Origin of the sequence: Nocardiopsis sp. CC223A (genome assembly GCF_030766825.1) — a bacterium.
GTDB lineage: Bacteria > Actinomycetota > Actinomycetes > Streptosporangiales > Streptosporangiaceae > Nocardiopsis.
Genome location: NZ_JASFDV010000076.1, coordinates 18,081 through 33,806, shown reverse-complemented (window position 1 = coordinate 33,806; position 15,726 = coordinate 18,081). Strand labels below are relative to the sequence as shown.

The window sequence follows — 15,726 nt, the reverse complement described above, 5'->3', positions numbered from 1 at the left end:
CTGCGCAGGTGTACCTCGCGGCCGGTCGCCCCCGGTCCTCGGGGACGGCGGGCGGTGATGGTGCCCCACCGGGTGGTGCGACCTCGTTCGGCCCCGAACCCCGGAGGCGGCGACGCACCGGTCGGCGATCCGTTCCCGTTCGAACAGCCGTTGCCCGCACACCACTCGACGGGACACGGCCCGGGCGGTCAGCGGGGACCCGCGGTCGCGGTGGCCAGGGCGGCCCACAGCAGGGGCGCGGCCGCCGGATCACCGCTGGTGCGCCAGCGGTCCAGGCGGGTGCGCTGCCAGTCGGCCAGCGCCCGCACCGGCGCGGGGGCGTCGTGGGCGGCGTCCACGGCGGCGATCAGCTCCGTGAGCGGCCGTTCCCGGGCCGGGACCCCGCCGAAGCGGTGGAGGGCGGCGTTGGTCGGCAGCGCCCACCGGGCCGCGGTGACCAGGTCGGCGCCGTTGCGCAGCAGCGCCGAGGCCGGACCGAAGGGTTCGGCGAACCGGGAGTCGGCACCGCTGTCGCAGGCGATGAGCGCCACCCGCGCCGGGGACGGCCAGGGCCCGGACCGCCCGTCCGGGGCGCCCAGCAGCAGGTCCTTGGCGCTGAGCGGCCGGTGGCCCCGGACCGGTGCGGCGTATCCCGCGGTGTCGGCGGTGCAGCACAGGTGGAGCGGTGCAGCACAGGTGGAGCAGGGTGTCCTCGCTCTGGCCCTCCTCCACCGGGGCGGAGGTGGCGTGGCCGACGTAGAGCAGGCGGCGCGCCCCCGCGCCCAGGGCCGCCCCCAGCCAGCGGCGGTCCAGGTCGGTGCGGCGCAGCGCCTCCTGCGGCGCGGCCACCCGGGGCAGCATGTCGTCGGCGGCGCGGTGGGCGTCGACGAGGGCGAGCACGTCCGGGTCGGTGCCCGGCCGGCCCAGCACCGAACCGAGTTCGGAGTCGGCGCGGAACCCCGGCACCCGCGGGTCCAGCACCAGCGCCGCCGGCCCGCCGGACGCGGGTTCCGGGCGGGGGCCGGCGGTGAGGGCGGCCGGGGCGGCCAGTGCCACGTCGGCGAGGTCGAGCAGGCGGGTGCCGTCGCGGTGATGCTGCGGGCCGGGCTGACCACCCCGCGGGCACTGGAGATAGCCGCGCACGGGATCGCCGCCCAGGGCGTCATCACCGAGGTCCGACCGACCGGGAACCTGGTCGACGGCAACCCGGAGATGGACGTCGAGGTCGCGGTGACCCGGCCCGACGGCGGCGTGTTCCACACCCGCACGGTCAAGCGGCTGCCCGCCCGGCTGTCGACGTCCCTCCAGGCGGGCCGGGTGGTCACCGTCCACTACATCCCGGGGCGGGAGGACGAGATCACCATCCAGACCCCCGCGAACCCGGGCGTCCGCTGAACCGCCGCCCCGCGGCGCACTGGCCGCGGGGCGGGCCGTGCCCTAGCCTGTGCGCGGCAGCATCGGCCCCCGATGGTGTCCCACCGAGTGGTGTGACCTCGTTCGCCCCCGGAGCCCCGGAGGCAGCGGCGCGCCGGTCGGCGGTCCGTTCTCGTTCGGACGGCCGCCGTCCTCGCACCACTCGACGGGACACGGCCTCCGACCCCGTTGGAACCGTGGTGAACATGAACGACGCCAAGACCCGCCCCCTCGGGGGCTCCGACCTGAACGTCCCCCGGCTGTGCCTGGGCGGGAACGTGTTCGGGTGGACCGCGGACGAGCCGACCTCCTTCCGCGTCCTGGACGACTACGTCGCGGGCGGCGGCACCTTCGTGGACACCGCCGACGTCTACTCCGCCTGGGCCCCCGGTCACCGGGGCGGGGAGTCCGAGACCGTCATCGGTCGCTGGCTGGCCGACCGGGGCCGCCCCGAGGGCCTGGTGGTGGCCACCAAGGTGAGCGAGCACCCCGAGTTCCGGGGATTGTCGGCGGCGAACGTCCACGCCGCCGCGGACGCCTCCCGCAAGCGCCTGGGCGTGGACGCCATCGACCTGTACTACGCGCACTCCGACGACGCCGACACCCCGTTGGAGGAGAGCGCCCGCGCCTTCTCCGAGCTGGTGGACGCGGGCGAGGTCCGGTACATCGGCCTGTCCAACCACACACCCGACCGCATCCGCGCCTGGCTGGACATCTGCGCGGACCGGGGCCTGCACGCCCCGGTCTGCGTACAGCCGCACTACAGCCTGCTGGAACGCGGTGCGGAGGACGCGCTGATCCCCCTGGCCCGCGAACGCGGGCTGGCGCTGCTGCCGTACCACGGGCTGGCGCGCGGCTTCCTCACCGGCAAGTACCGGCCGGGCGGCCCGGACGTGGACAGCCCGCGGGCGGGCCGGGCGTCGGCGTTCCTGGAGGACGCGCGGGCGATGCGCGTCCTCGCCGCCCTGGACACGGTGGCGGAGCGGCTGGGCGTCGCGCAGGGCGCCGTGGCGCTGGCCTGGCTGGCCGACCGGCCGACGGTCGCCTCGGTGCTGGCCAGCGCCCGCGGCCCCGAGCAGCTGGCGGACCTGCTGCCGGTCGACTCGCTGGTGCTGGACGAGGAGTCCACCGCCCTGCTGACCGAGGCGTCCGCGGCCTGACCCGCGCACGGGCATCCGGGGCGGGGGCGCGCCCCCGCCCCGGACACCGGGTCTCCGACGGAATCCGTTACCGGACGTCGAACACATCGTCACTTAGGGTTGTGAAGTCATTCCATTCTCGCCCGGGGGACGAACACGATGACCACCGACCTTCCCGACGACGGCGAACGCTCGTTCGACGAGTTCCTGGCCCGCTTCCTGGGTTCCTCCCGCGGCCAGGTGCGCCGCGTGGACATGTCCAGGCTGATGAGCCCCGAGGCCCGCCAGGTCGCCGACGCCGCCGTCCGCCGCGCCCTGGAGAACGGCAGCGCCGACGTGGACAGCGTCCACCTGCTCTGGGCGCTGCTGCGCTACCAGCCCACGCGCGACCTCGTCGAACGCACCGCGGGCGACGCCGGCCGCCTGGAGGAGGTGGTCGACCAGGCCGCCGCCCACACGCCGAGGTCGGTGCGCGCCTCGGCCCGGCTCGCCCCCTCCGCCAAACGCTGCCTGCTGGACGCCTTCCAGATCGCCCGCGCCACCGGCAGTTCCAGCATCACACCCGAGCACCTGCTGTTCGCGCTCGCCGCCAACCCCGACAGTGCCGTCGGCCGGCTGCTGCGCGACTCCGGGGTCACCCCGCAGCACCTCCAGCAGGCCGCGGGACCCGCCGCCACCGCCGCCGCGGAACAGGGCGGAGGCGAGCCGTCCACCACGCCCACCCTGGACGAGTTCGGCACCGACATGACCGGGCTCGCCCGCGAGGGCCGCCTGGACCCGGTCGTGGGACGCGACGACGAGGTCGACCAGTGCATCGAGGTGCTGGCCCGGCGCCGCAAGAACAACCCCGTCCTCATCGGCGACCCCGGCGTCGGCAAGACCTCCATCGTCGAGGGGATCGCCCAGCGCATCTCCGACGACGACGTGCCCGAGACGCTGCGCGGCCGCCGCCTGGTCCAGGTCGACCTGGCCGGGCTGGTCGCCGGGACCCGCTACCGGGGCGACTTCGAGGAGCGGCTCACCACGCTCATCGACGAGATCCGCGCCCAGTCCGACCGGCTGCTGATCTTCATCGATGAGATCCACACCATCGTCGGCGCCGGGGCCGCCGAGGGGTCGATGAACGCCGGGAACATGCTCAAGCCCGCGCTGGCCCGCGGCGAGCTGCACATCATCGGCGCCACCACCGTCGACGAGTACCGCAAGAACATCGAGAAGGACGCCGCCCTGGAGCGCCGGTTCCAGCCGATCCTGGTGCCCGAGCCCTCGGTCCAGGACACCATCGAGATCCTGCGCGGCCTCCAGGACCGGTACGAGGCCCACCACCAGGTGCGCTTCGGCGACGAGAGCCTGGTGGCGGCAGCCGAGCTGTCCGACCGCTACATCACCGACCGGTTCCTGCCCGACAAGGCCATCGACCTGGTCGACCAGGCGGGCGCCCGGGTCCGGCTGCGGCTCAAGACCTCCAGTTCCGCGCTGCGCGAGCTGGAGGAGCGGCTCAGGGAGCTGGAGGCGCAGAAGGAGAAGGCCGTCCAGGACGAGGACTACGAGCGGGCCTCGGCGCTGCGCGACGAGATCGGCGCCGCCCGGAGCTCCGTCCACCAGGCGCGCGGCACCGGATCGGCGGTGCCGGAGGTGACCGCCGCGGACATCGCCGAGGTGGTCTCGCGCAGCACCGGCATCCCCGTCGCCCAGCTCACCCAGGAGGAGCGCGAGCGCCTGGTCGGCCTGGAGGAGGTGCTGCACGAGCGGGTGATCGGCCAGGACGAGGCGGTCACCGCGGTGTCCGAGGCCATCCGCCGCTCCCGCGCCGGGCTGGGCGACCCCGACCGGCCGGTGGGCAGCTTCCTGTTCCTGGGCCCGACCGGGGTGGGCAAGACGGAGCTGGCCAAGGCGCTGGCTGTGGCGCTGTTCGGGTCCGAGGACGCGCTGGTGCGGATCGACATGAGCGAGTTCCAGGAGCGGCACACCTCCAGTCGCCTGACCGGCGCCCCGCCCGGGTTCGTCGGGTACGAGGAGGCCGGTCAGCTGACCGAGGCGGTGCGCCGCCACCCGTACTCGGTGCTGCTGCTGGACGAGATCGAGAAGGCCCACCCCGACGTGTTCAACCTGCTGCTGCAACTGCTCGACGACGGACGGCTCACCGACGGGCAGGGGCGGACGGTGGACTTCCGCAACACGGTGGTGATCATGACCAGCAACCTGGGGTCGGAGGCGATCACCGGCGGGGCCCCGATGGGGTTCACGGGCGACGGGCAGATGGACCCCGACACCGAGCAGCGGGTGATGCGGCGGCTGCGGGAGGAGTTCCGGCCCGAGTTCATCAACCGGATCGACGAGATCGTGGTGTTCCACCAGTTGGACCGCGCGGAGCTGGACCGCATCACCCGGCTGATGCTGGCCGAGACCGAGCGGCGGCTCAGGGCGCAGGGGATCACGATCCGGTTCACCGACGAGGCGGTGGGGTGGCTGTCCCGGCAGGGGTACCAGCCCGCGTACGGGGCGCGGCCGCTGGCCCGCACCATCCAGCGCAACGTGGGCAACCGGCTGTCGCGGATGGTGCTGGACGGGCAGATCACCGAGGGCGACGACGTGACGGTGGACGCGGACGGGGACGACGGCCTGCGGATCTCCACCGCGTCTTCGGCCTGACCCGGGGTCCGGCACGCGACGGCGCGGCCGATGTGCGGCACCGCCGACGCTCCGCGTTGCCGACGTTCTGCACCGCCGACGTTCAGCGGAGGTGACGGCCCGGCCGACGGTTCTCCCGAACACCGGGGCCCGGAGCAGCCGGTACCCGGTGGTACCGATGTTCGGCACCGCCGACGCTCAGCGTTGCCGATGTTCAGCGGTCCTGGTGTTCGGCGGGACGGCGCCCGGCCCGGGGCCGGGCCGACCCGGTCGGGGGGATCCGGGGAGGCCCCGGGCGCCCGGGGCGGGGAGCGGGTCGCGTCCGTGGGACGCGCCCCGTCCGTGTGCGGGGGGTCAGGCGGCCGTACCGCTCTCCCTGATACGGTCCCTGATCCACCGCCCCGCGGGCTTGAGCGAGTCCCAGTCGCCCGAGCTGCACGAACCCGTCCGGAAGGCGGCGCCGGAACGGAAGTCGTCGGAGAAGTTCCAGTTGACCCAGCTGATCCGTTCCTGCTCCATCAGGTCGAGGTAGGCCTGGGCGGAGGCGAAGTCGTCGGGCCCGTCACCCGTGTACTCCTGGGTGCCGAACTCGGTGACGAACAGCGGCAGCTCCTGCGCGGCGGCGCGGAAGCCCTCGCGGTGGTAGGAGGTGTGCGAGGCGGCGTAGAAGTGGAAGACGTACATGATGTTGTCCGCGTCGACCGGGTCCGCCGTGATCTCCCGGTGGTCCCCGCCCTCGGACAGGCCCAGCGACGACCAGCCGCGGGTGCCCACCAGCACGACCGCCTCGGGGTCCTGGGCGCGGATCACCGGGATGACCTGCTCGGCGTAGCCCTTGATGGAGGACCACGGCACGCCGCTGGGCTCGTTGGCGATCTCGTAGAGCACGTTGTCCTTGTCGGCGTGCACGTCGGCGATCTCGGCGAAGAAGGTGCGGGCGGCGGCGAGGTTGTGGTTGGGGTCGCCCGGGCTGAGCATGTGCCAGTCGACGATGACGTACATGCCGCGTTCGGTGGCCTCCTCGATGAGGCCGTGGACCCGGTCGGTGAAGCCGCGCGGGTCGGTCTCGTAGCCGCCCTCCTGGATGTACATGGACACGCGCAGCACGTCGGCGTTCCAGTCGTAGGCCAGGGTGTCCAGCGAGTCGTCGGTGAGACAGTGGCCGAACCATTGCAGGCCGTGGGAGCTCATTCCGGTGAGCTGGACGCGTCGGCCGTTCTCGTCGCAGAGTTTGATTCCGCAGACGCGGAGCCGACCGTGTTCGCCCACCGGAGTGGCGGCGGCCTGCGCGGAGTCGGCGACGGTGGCGGCGGGGCCGGCGGCGGCCTGGCCGTGTACGGCGAACGCGGTGGCCGCGACCAGGCCGAGGCCGAGCAGTACGGATCCGGCGCGGGCGAGGCGCCCGGTGGCGGTGCGGGGGCGGCGGGCGTGACGGGGCGAGGGGTGGGGCACGGTTTCCTCCGGCGGGGTGGCGGTCCGATGCGACCGGGGCCGGGGCCGCACCGAACCGGAAGGAGTCCTTCCTGTTCGCAACCTAAGACCCCGTCACGCTGGGGTCAATACCCCTTACGGAACGGATTCACCCGAGACGACACCCGTCCCGCCGGATGGTGTCCCACCGAGTGGTGTGACTTTTCCGGCCCTGTTCCCACGGATGAGCGCCAGCGGTGCCGGGCGGATCGGTACGCCGCCGCCTCCGGCGGCTTCTTCATCCCGGCCGGCGGACCGCCGGTACGCGATGGCCTGCCCGACTTCGGCCGACCATCGCGATGACCCGCAAGGACGCACCCGCGCGAAAATCACACCACTCCCGTGGACGTGACCTCCCGCCGGGCCCGCACCCGCGCCCGCCGGATCAGGCCGGCTCGGGCTGGGGTTCCGGCGAGGGCGGTTCGGGGAAGGGGCCGGGGCCCGGCGGTTCGGGATCCGGCCCCGGCTCGGGCGGGGGCGGGGGCATCGGCGCGGGCGGGAACGGGTCCGGCGGCATCGGCGGCTCCGGCACCGGGTCGGGATAGCGCAGCCGGTGCCCGTACGGGCGCGGATGGCGCTCCCCCTGCGGCCGCCGCCGTTGCGAGCGGCGCTGTCGGTTCGGGTGCACGGTGTGCATGTCTCCTCCGTGCTGTCGGGAGGGCGGCGCGGGCGGACCGCCGCCCGGGAGCGGACGAGAACCGTCGCCCGCCGTCCTCCGCCGGTCGTGTCCGGGATCTGGATCGTCGGTCGGAGGGGATGTGTGTACACGGCTACCCCGGGCGACGGCGGGGAAACCCGCACGTGGCAACACATGGGACGAAGATGAGCTCTCCGTGGACCGTCCGGCGGCGGCAGGGCCCACAGGGCCCACCCGCGAGCGGCGGCGCCACCCGACCGCCTGGAACCGCAGCATCGGCGAGATGCGCACCCCGCCCGGCGAGGGCGGAGCCCCCCGCACCCCGCCGCGACACCTGACCGGCCGGGCCGGGGCCGGTTCCCGGGCGGGTCCGTGCCGGGTGGGCCGTGGGGGTTGACATTCCAAAATGTTAGCGCGAACAATATTGCCTGGATCACATTCGCGCCCGCACCCCTCGACCCCCTTCCTCCGCGAAACCGACACTTCCCCACTTCAGGGCACTATTTATCCGATACCCCCCAATCTCCCCATCTCATAAGGAAGCGCCCTTGTCGAAGAATGTTAGCGCCCACAAAAGCTCGTCCGGCGAGCCCGTGGTCGTCGGTATCGACTTCGGAACCCTGTCGGGCCGAGCCGTCGTGGTCCGGGTCTCCGACGGCGCCGAACTGGGCACCGCCGAGCACGCCTACCCCCACGGCGTCATCACCGACCGCCTCCCCGGCCGGGCGGCGGAGCTGGAGCCCGAGACCGCACTCCAACACCCCGGCGACTACGAGGAGGTACTGCGCACCGCCGTCCCCGAGGCCCTGCGCCGGTCCGGGGTCCGCCCCGAGCAGGTCGCCGGGATCGGCACGGACTTCACCTCCTGCACCTTCCTGCCCGTCACCGCCGACGGCACGCCCCTGTGCCGGTTGCCCGGGCTCGCGGACCGCCCGCACGCCTGGCCCAAACTCTGGCGCCACCACGCCGCCCAGCCCGAGGCCGACGAGATCACCGCCCTGGCCGCCGAACGCGGCGAACCCTGGCTGCCGCGCTACGGCGGCCGGATCTCCTCGGAGTGGCAGTTCGCCAAAGCCCTCCAGGTCCTGCGCGACGACCCCGAGGTGTACGCGCGCGCCGACCGCTGGATCGAGGCCGCCGACTGGATCGCCTGGCGGCTCTGCGGCCACGAGACCCGCAACACCTCCACCGCCGGCTACAAGGGCCAGTACCAGGACGGACACTGGCCCTCCCGGGAGTTCCTGGCCGCCCTCGACCCGCGCCTGGCGGACTTCGCCGAGACCAGGCTCGACCACCCGCTCTCCCCGCCGGGAACGCGCGCGGGCGGCCTCACCGCCCGGGCCGCCGCGTGGACCGGCCTGCCCCAGGGCACCCCGGTCGCGGTGGGCGCCATCGACGCCCACGTGACCGCCGCCGCCGCGCGGACCACCGGCCCGGGCCGACTGCTCGCCATCATGGGGACGAGCACCTGCCTGGTGATGAACTCCGACGTCCGAGCCGACGTTCCCGGCATGTGCGGCCTGGTCCGGGACGGCATCACACCGGGCGCCTGGGGATACGAGGCGGGGCAGAGCGGGGTCGGCGACATCTTCGGCTGGTTCGCCGACACCCATGTCCCCCCGGACTACCACGACCGGGCCCGCGCCCTGGGGGTGTCCGTCCACGAGCTGCTCTCGCGCGAGGCCGCCGACGCCCCGGTCGGGGCCCACGGCCTGGTCGCCCTGGACTGGCACAGCGGCAACCGCTCGGTCCTGGTCGACCACTCGCTCTCCGGACTGCTCGCCGGGATGACGCTGGCCACCCGCCCGGAGGAGGTCTACCGGGCCCTGGTGGAGGCGACCGCGTTCGGCGCCCGCACCATCGTCGAGGCCTTCACCGGCGCCGGGGTCCCGGTCGACGACATCACCGTCGCCGGGGGCATGGTGCGCAACCCCTTCGTCCTCCAGGTCTACGCGAACGTCCTGGACCGGCCGCTGAGGATCGCGGCCACCGAACACGGCAGCGCCCTCGGGGCGGCGGTCCACGGGGCCGTCGCCGCCGGACTGTACCCCGACCTGCACGCCGCCTCGGCCGCCATGGGCCGGGTCCGCCCCGACCCCGTCGAACCGGACCCCGCTGCGGCGGCCGCCTACAAGGAGCTGTTCGCCGTCTACACCGAACTCCACGACCACTTCGGCCGGGGCGGCAGCGACGCCCTGCACCGGCTGCGCGCCCTGCGCAACGGCGCCCGCACCGGACAGGAGCCGCGATGACCACGGCCGCAGAGGCATGGGCCGCCCGCCGCGACGAGGTGGAACACCTGCGCGCGCAGGTCAGCGCCCTGCACGCGGAGCTGCCCCGGTGGAACCTGGTCACCTGGACCAGCGGCAACGTCTCCGCCCGGCTGCCCGGCGCCGACCTCATGGTCATCAAGCCCAGCGGCGTGTCCTACGACGATCTGACCCCCGGGGACATCGTCGTCTGCGACCTGGACGGGAACACGGTCGAGGGACGGCACCGGCCCTCCAGCGACACCTTCGCCCACGCCCACATCTACCGGGAGCGCCCCGACATCGGCGGGGTGGTGCACACCCACAGCCCCTACGCCACCGCGTGGGCCGCCCGCGGCGAGGCCGTCCCCTGCGTGATCACCGCCATGGCCGACGAGTTCGGCGGCGACATCCCGGTGGGGCCCTTCGCGCTCATCGGGGACGACGCCATCGGCCGCGGCGTGCTCGACACCCTGGCGGGCCACCGCTCCCCGGCGGTCCTCATGCGCGGCCACGGCGTGTTCACCGTCGGCCCCACCGCCGCCGCGGCGGTCAAGGCCGCGGTGATGTGCGAGGACGCGGCCCGCACCGTGCACATCGCCCGGCAGGCCGGGCCCGTCGAGCGCCTGCCCCAGGAGCACATCGACGCGCTCCACGAGCGCTACCGCAACGCCTACGGCCAGTGACCCCCACCGACAACGAGGAGACCCCCGTGTCCGTCCCCACCGCCCCGCCCTCCCCCCAGCCCTCGCACAACCCCGCCGTGCGGGAGCGCTCGCCGCGCATCGGGCTGCTCGGCATCATGCAGCCGCTCTACGACGACATGATCCCGGGCATCACCGAACACCAGGCGCAGTACGCCGCCCGGGTCGCCGCCCGGCTCTCCGGAGTCGCCGAGTGGACCGTCGCCCCGCCGGTACGCGGGCGCGAGGACGCCGAACGCGCGGTGCAGGAGTTCGAGGAGGCCGGACTGGACGGGGTCCTGGTGGTCATGCTGACCTACGGGCCGTCCCTGCGGATCACCCGGGCCCTGACCGGGGCGCGGCTGCCGCTGGCCCTGGCGAACATCCAGCCCGAGCCCGCCGTGAGCGCGTCCTGGGACATGGACGACATGACCTACAACCAGGGGATCCACGGCGCCCAGGACACCGCCAACGCGCTGGTCCGCGCACAGGTGCCGTTCGAGGTCGTCACCGGGGACTGGCAGGACCCGGAGTTCGCCGAGCGGATCGGCCGCTGGGCCCGGGCCGCGCGGGCCGTGCAGGCGCTGCGGAGCCTGCGGGTCGGCGTGTTCGGTTACCCCATGAACGGCATGGGGGACGCGCGGGTCGACGAGACCGCGCTGCTGCGCGTGATCGGCCCCGAGGTCCACGTCATCGCCCCGGGCGCCCTGCACCGCACCATGGCCGGCCTGCCCGAGGGACCCGTCCGCGAACTCATGTCCTGGGAGGACGCGGTCTTCGACGTGGACGGGCGCCTGTCCAAGGAGGAGCGGGAGGACCACGCCCGCATGCAGCTGGGCATCGAACGGCTGCTGGAGGAGACCGGCTGCGGGGCCTACTCCACCCACTTCGACGCGATCGGCGAGGACGGCCGCTTCGCCCGGCTGCCCATGGCCGCCGCCTCCACCCTGATGGCCAAGGGGTACGGGTTCGCGGGCGAGGGCGACGTGCTCGCCGCCTCGATCGTCTACGCGGGCCACCGCCTGGCCGGGGACGGCCACTTCACCGAGATGTACGCGATGGACTTCCCCGGCGACTCCATCCTCATGAGCCACATGGGCGAGGGCAACTGGCGGCTGGCCCGGGAGGACGAACCCGTGCGCCTGATCAAACGCCCCCTGGGCATCGGCGGGCTGGCCGACCCGCCCACCCTGCTGTTCCGGTACCGGCCCGGCCCGGCCACCCTGGCCTCCCTGGTCGCCCTGGGCGGCGACCGCTTCCGGCTGGTCGTCGCCGAGGGCGAGGTCCTCGACTCCCCCGCGCTCCCCTCCCTGGAAATGCCCTACGGGCGGTTCCGGCCCGACACCGGGGTGGTCGGGTGCATGGACGCCTGGCTCCGGGCCGGCGGCACCCACCACATGGCCATGAACACCGGCCGCCGGGCCGAGGACTGGCGCGTCCTGTGCGCGCTGACCGGCATCGAGTACGTCCGGGTCTGACACCGGCAGGGTCCGGCCCGGACCGGGGCCGCGCCGCACCGCGCGGCCCCACCCCTCCGCATCCCACGCACACCGACACGAAAGCGAACCCCCCATGTCGCACAGCTCACGCACGGCGGGCACCGCGCTGCTCGCCGCGTCCGCCCTCCTGCTCACCGCCTGCAACGGCGTCGGCGACGCCGCCCGCCCCGAGGGCGAGAACGGCCTCATCGGCATCTCCATGCCCACCCAGTCCTCCGAACGGTGGATCAACGACGGGCAGAACATGGTCGCCGAGTTCGAGGCCCGCGGTTTCGGCACCGACCTCCAGTACGCCGAGGACGTCGTCCCCGACCAGATATCCCAGATCGAGAACATGATCACCCGGGGCGCCGACGTCCTCGTCATCGCCGCCATCGACGGCGAGGCCCTGGGCGACGTGCTCGACACCGCCGCCGACAGCGGCATCCCCGTGATCGCCTACGACCGGCTCATCATGGGCAGCGAGAACGTCGACTACTACGCCACCTTCGACAACTTCGAGGTCGGCGTGCTCCAGGCGCAGTACATCGTGGACGCCCTCGGGCTGGAGGACGGCGAGGAGGGCCCGTTCAACCTGGAGGTGTTCGGCGGCTCCCCCGACGACAACAACGCCTACTTCTTCAACGACGGGTCGATGTCGGTGCTCCGGCCCCACCTGGACGACGGGACGCTGGAGGTCCCCAGCGGACAGACGGAGATGGAGCAGATCGCCACCCAGCGCTGGGACGGCGCCATCGCCCAGGCCCGGATGGACAACCTGCTCAGCGCCCACTACTCCGACGAGCGGCTGCACGCCGTGCTCTCCCCGTTCGACGGCATCAGCCTGGGCGTCATCGAGTCGCTGCGCGCCGTCGGCTACGGCGGCGGGGACCTCCCCCTGCCCGTCGTGACCGGGCAGGACGCCGAGCTGTCGTCGGTCCGGTCGATCATCGCCGGGGAGCAGACGCAGACGGTGTTCAAGGACACCCGGGCCCTGGCCGCCCAGACCGTCGACATGGTGGAGGCGCTGCTCGCGGAGGAGGAGGTGCCGGTCAACGACACCGAGACCTACGACAACGGCGTCAAGACGGTCCCCGCCTACCTCCTGGAGCCCGTGTCGGTCGACATCGACAACTACGAAGAGGTGCTCGTCGAGAGCGGCTACTACGAGGAGTCGGACCTGTGACCGGCGCTCGCGCCGCGGACGCCCCGCCGGGCCCGCTGCTGAGCATGCGGGGCATCCGCAAGGAGTTCCCCGGGATGGTGGCCCTGGACGACGTCTCGCTGGACGTGCACGCGGGCCGCATCCACGCCCTCATGGGCGAGAACGGGGCCGGCAAGTCCACCCTGATGAAGGTGCTCAGCGGGGTCCACCCCGCCGGGACCCACACCGGGGACATCCTCCTGGACGGGGAGCCGTGCGCGTTCGGCGGCGTGGTCGACAGCGAGCGGGCGGGCATCGCCATCATCCACCAGGAGCTGGCGCTGATCCCGCAGCTGTCCATCGCGGAGAACGTCCTGCTCGGGCACGAGGTCACCCGGTTCGGAGTCCTGGACCGGGACGCCACCCACGCCCGGGCCCGCGAGCTCCTGCTCCGGGTGGGCCTGGACGAGAACCCCGACGTCCCGGTGTCGGCGCTCGGCATCGGGTCCCAGCAACTGGTGGAGATCGCCAAGGCGCTGGCCAAACGGGTGCGCCTGCTGATCCTGGACGAGCCCACCTCGGCGCTGAACGAGACGGAGAGCCTGCGGCTCCTGGACCTGCTCCGCGAACTGCGCGACCAGGGCGTCACCTGCATCCTCATCTCGCACAAGCTCGGCGAGGTGGTGAGCGTGAGCGACGAGATCACCATCCTGCGGGACGGGCGCGCCATCGAGACGCTCGTCGTGGAGCGCGACGCCGACGGAACGCCGTCGGTGGACGAGGACCGGATCATCCGCGGCATGGTGGGACGCTCCCTGGACCGCCTCTACCCCGAACCGCTCGGGGAGGTCGGCCCGGTCAGGTACCAGGTGCGCGACTGGACGGTCGACCACCCCACCCAGCCGGGGCGGCGCATGGTCGACGGCGTCGACATCGACCTGCGCGCGGGCGAGATCGTTGGGCTGGCCGGGCTCATGGGGGCCGGGCGCACCGAGTTCGCGATGAGCCTGTTCGGCCGCTCCTACGGAAGGTACGTGCGGGGCACGCTGTTCAAGGACGGCGAGGCCCTGCCCGTTCCCGACGTCGCCGCGGCCGTCCGCGGCGGCCTGGCCTACGTGCCCGAGGACCGCAAGACGCTCGGGCTGCTGCTCGACGAGGACGTCCGGCGCAACACCACCCTGGCCGGACTGCACCGCGTCTCCCGCCGCGGGGTCATCGACCAGGCCCGGGAGACCGTCGAGGCCCGGCGGATGAGCGAGGACCTGCACGTGCGGGGGAACGTCGCCACCGGGACGGTGCGCACGCTCAGCGGCGGCAACCAGCAGAAGGTCGTCCTGGCCAAGTGGATGTTCACCCGGCCGGAACTGCTGATCCTGGACGAGCCGACCCGCGGCATCGACGTCGGCGCCAAGTACGAGATCCACCTGATCATCCGCAGGCTGGCGGCGGAGGGCGCCGCCGTCCTGCTCATCTCCTCGGAACTGCCCGAGGTCCTGGGCATGTGCGACCGCATCCACACCATGTGCGAGGGCCGCATCACCGGCGAGGTGCCCGCGGCCGAGGCCGACCAGGAGACCCTGATGAGACTGATGACGAGAACCGGGGACCGGCCATGAACCAGACGACCTCAGGACGGGCCGGGCTCGGCGCCCTGCTCCGCGGCGACTCCCGCCGGTACGGGATGGCGGTGGCCCTGGTCGCCATCATCGTCCTGTTCCAGCTGCTGACCGGCGGGCTGCTGCTGACCCCGCTCAACATCACCAACCTGATCCTCCAGAACTCCTACATCCTGATCCTGGCCATCGGCATGATGCTCGTGATCGTCACCGGGCACATCGACCTGTCGGTCGGATCGGTGGTGGCCTTCACCGGCGCCGTGTCGGCGATCATGCTCACCTCCTGGGGGCTGCCGACCGTGGCGGTGGTGCCCCTGGCACTGCTGCTCGGCGCGGCCATCGGAGCCTGGCAGGGCTTCTGGATCGCGTACGTGCGCGTCCCCGCGTTCATCGTCACCCTCGCCGGGATGCTGGTGTTCCGCGGCGCCACCCTGGCCGTCCTGGGCGGCGAGTCCATCGCCCACCTGCCCTCGTCCCTGCGGCAGATCGCGGGCGGCTTCCTCCCCGGGCAGGGCGACGGCCCGCACCTGCCGACCCTGCTGCTGGGCGCGGCGGGCGCGGCGACCGTGGTGTGGATCCAGTGGCGGGCCCGGACGCGGACCCGGGCGCACGGGCTGCCGGTGCAGCCCGCGGCCGTGACCGCGGCGGCCTCGGCGGTGCTCGTCGCGGCGATCCTGGCGTTCACCTGGGCGCTGGCGGACCACAACGGCCTGCCCCTCGTGGGGCTGCTGCTCGTGGCGCTGATCGCGGGGTACTCGTTCGTCACGCGCTCCACGACCATGGGCCGACGGATCTACGCGGTGGGCGGCAACGAGCGGGCGGCGGCCCTGTCGGGCATCCGCACACAGCGGACCACGTTCTGGGTGTTCGTCAACATGGGGGCGCTGTCCGCCCTGGCCGGGCTGGTGTTCACCGCACGGCTCAACGCGGCCACCCCGGGCGCGGGCACCATGTTCGAGCTCGACGCCATCGCGGCGGCGTTCATCGGGGGCGCGTCCGCGTCCGGCGGGGTGGGCACCGTGGTGGGGGCCGTCATCGGGGCCCTGGTCATGGGAGTCCTCAACAACGGGATGTCCCTGATCGGGCTCGGCGTGGACTGGCAGCAGCTCATCAAGGGGCTGGTGCTGCTGCTGGCGGTGGCCTTCGACATCTACAACAAGCAGCGGGTCGGCGCGGGCGGGACGGTGTTCGGCCTGCGCATCCGCCGGGACGGGCCCGGGGAGAACGGGTCCGCGCCCGCCCGGAGCGCACGGGAACCGGCCTCGGCCTGACCGGCGGGCCGCCCCG

General features: G+C 73.4%; 12 protein-coding genes. 9 read left to right on the top strand and 3 right to left on the bottom strand.

The features are described 5' to 3' along the window. Positions 1–188: 188 nt before the first annotated feature. On the bottom strand, positions 189–530 hold the full coding sequence (locus QJS33_RS24615) for a hypothetical protein (RefSeq protein ID WP_306370443.1): 342 nt from the start codon (positions 528–530) through the stop codon (positions 189–191). 196 nt (positions 531–726) lie between these two features. Between QJS33_RS24615 and QJS33_RS24610 the strand changes: the two genes are divergently transcribed. The 3 genes from QJS33_RS24610 (at position 727) to QJS33_RS24600 (ending at position 5,183) form a co-directional block, all read left to right on the top strand. Next, entirely contained in the window at positions 727–1,374 is a 648-nt protein-coding gene (locus QJS33_RS24610) for a hypothetical protein (RefSeq protein ID WP_306370442.1), read from the top strand. Between the two features lie 224 nt (positions 1,375–1,598). Next, on the top strand, positions 1,599–2,552 hold the full coding sequence (locus tag QJS33_RS24605) for an aldo/keto reductase (protein ID WP_306370441.1): 954 nt from the start codon (positions 1,599–1,601) through the stop codon (positions 2,550–2,552). A gap of 138 nt (positions 2,553–2,690) precedes the next feature. Continuing rightward, a complete protein-coding gene (locus QJS33_RS24600) occupies positions 2,691–5,183 on the top strand; it encodes an ATP-dependent Clp protease ATP-binding subunit (protein WP_306370440.1) in 2,493 nt (830 codons plus the stop codon). A gap of 333 nt (positions 5,184–5,516) precedes the next feature. Here QJS33_RS24600 and QJS33_RS24595 read toward each other — a convergent pair whose 3' ends face one another. Both QJS33_RS24595 and QJS33_RS24590 read right to left on the bottom strand, forming a co-directional pair. Continuing rightward, on the bottom strand, positions 5,517–6,614 hold the full coding sequence (locus QJS33_RS24595; RefSeq protein WP_306370439.1) for a glycoside hydrolase family 5 protein: 1,098 nt from the start codon (positions 6,612–6,614) through the stop codon (positions 5,517–5,519). Between the two features lie 403 nt (positions 6,615–7,017). Then, entirely contained in the window at positions 7,018–7,269 is a 252-nt protein-coding gene (locus QJS33_RS24590) for a hypothetical protein (RefSeq protein ID WP_306370438.1), read from the bottom strand. 593 nt (positions 7,270–7,862) lie between these two features. On the opposite strand from QJS33_RS24590, the gene araB reads away from it, so the two are divergent. The 6 genes from araB to mmsB all read left to right on the top strand — a co-directional run bounded on the left by araB (position 7,863) and on the right by mmsB (position 15,710). Beyond that, complete coding sequence (gene araB / locus QJS33_RS24585; RefSeq protein ID WP_306370447.1) at positions 7,863–9,521, top strand: ribulokinase; 1,659 nt, start codon at positions 7,863–7,865, stop codon at positions 9,519–9,521. Next, positions 9,518–10,204, top strand: a complete 687-nt coding sequence (locus tag QJS33_RS24580) for an L-ribulose-5-phosphate 4-epimerase (protein ID WP_306370437.1) — start codon at positions 9,518–9,520, stop codon at positions 10,202–10,204. Before araB ends, QJS33_RS24580 begins: the two co-directional genes overlap by 4 nt. 77 nt (positions 10,205–10,281) lie before the next feature. Next, complete coding sequence (locus QJS33_RS24575) at positions 10,282–11,679, top strand: L-fucose/L-arabinose isomerase family protein (protein WP_306370446.1); 1,398 nt, start codon at positions 10,282–10,284, stop codon at positions 11,677–11,679. Between the two features lie 94 nt (positions 11,680–11,773). Further along, positions 11,774–12,865: a multiple monosaccharide ABC transporter substrate-binding protein gene (gene chvE, locus QJS33_RS24570; RefSeq protein ID WP_306370436.1), complete on the top strand. Its 1,092-nt coding sequence runs from the start codon at positions 11,774–11,776 to the stop codon at positions 12,863–12,865. Between the two features lie 44 nt (positions 12,866–12,909). Beyond that, on the top strand, positions 12,910–14,439 hold the full coding sequence (locus QJS33_RS24565) for a sugar ABC transporter ATP-binding protein (protein WP_306370445.1): 1,530 nt from the start codon (positions 12,910–12,912) through the stop codon (positions 14,437–14,439). Next, entirely contained in the window at positions 14,436–15,710 is a 1,275-nt protein-coding gene (gene mmsB, locus QJS33_RS24560) for a multiple monosaccharide ABC transporter permease (RefSeq protein WP_306370435.1), read from the top strand. Before QJS33_RS24565 ends, mmsB begins: the two co-directional genes overlap by 4 nt. The last annotated feature ends 16 nt before the right edge of the window (positions 15,711–15,726 follow it).

Coding starts and splice junctions, on each gene's coding strand:
- QJS33_RS24580 (WP_306370437.1), top strand. CDS start 9,518: ATGACCACGGCCGCAGAGGCATGGGCCGCCCGCCGCGACGAGGTGGAA.
- chvE (WP_306370436.1), top strand. CDS start 11,774: ATGTCGCACAGCTCACGCACGGCGGGCACCGCGCTGCTCGCCGCGTCC.
- QJS33_RS24605 (WP_306370441.1), top strand. CDS start 1,599: ATGAACGACGCCAAGACCCGCCCCCTCGGGGGCTCCGACCTGAACGTC.
- mmsB (WP_306370435.1), top strand. CDS start 14,436: ATGAACCAGACGACCTCAGGACGGGCCGGGCTCGGCGCCCTGCTCCGC.
- QJS33_RS24590 (WP_306370438.1), bottom strand. CDS start 7,269: ATGCACACCGTGCACCCGAACCGACAGCGCCGCTCGCAACGGCGGCGG.
- QJS33_RS24565 (WP_306370445.1), top strand. CDS start 12,910: ATGCGGGGCATCCGCAAGGAGTTCCCCGGGATGGTGGCCCTGGACGAC.
- QJS33_RS24600 (WP_306370440.1), top strand. CDS start 2,691: ATGACCACCGACCTTCCCGACGACGGCGAACGCTCGTTCGACGAGTTC.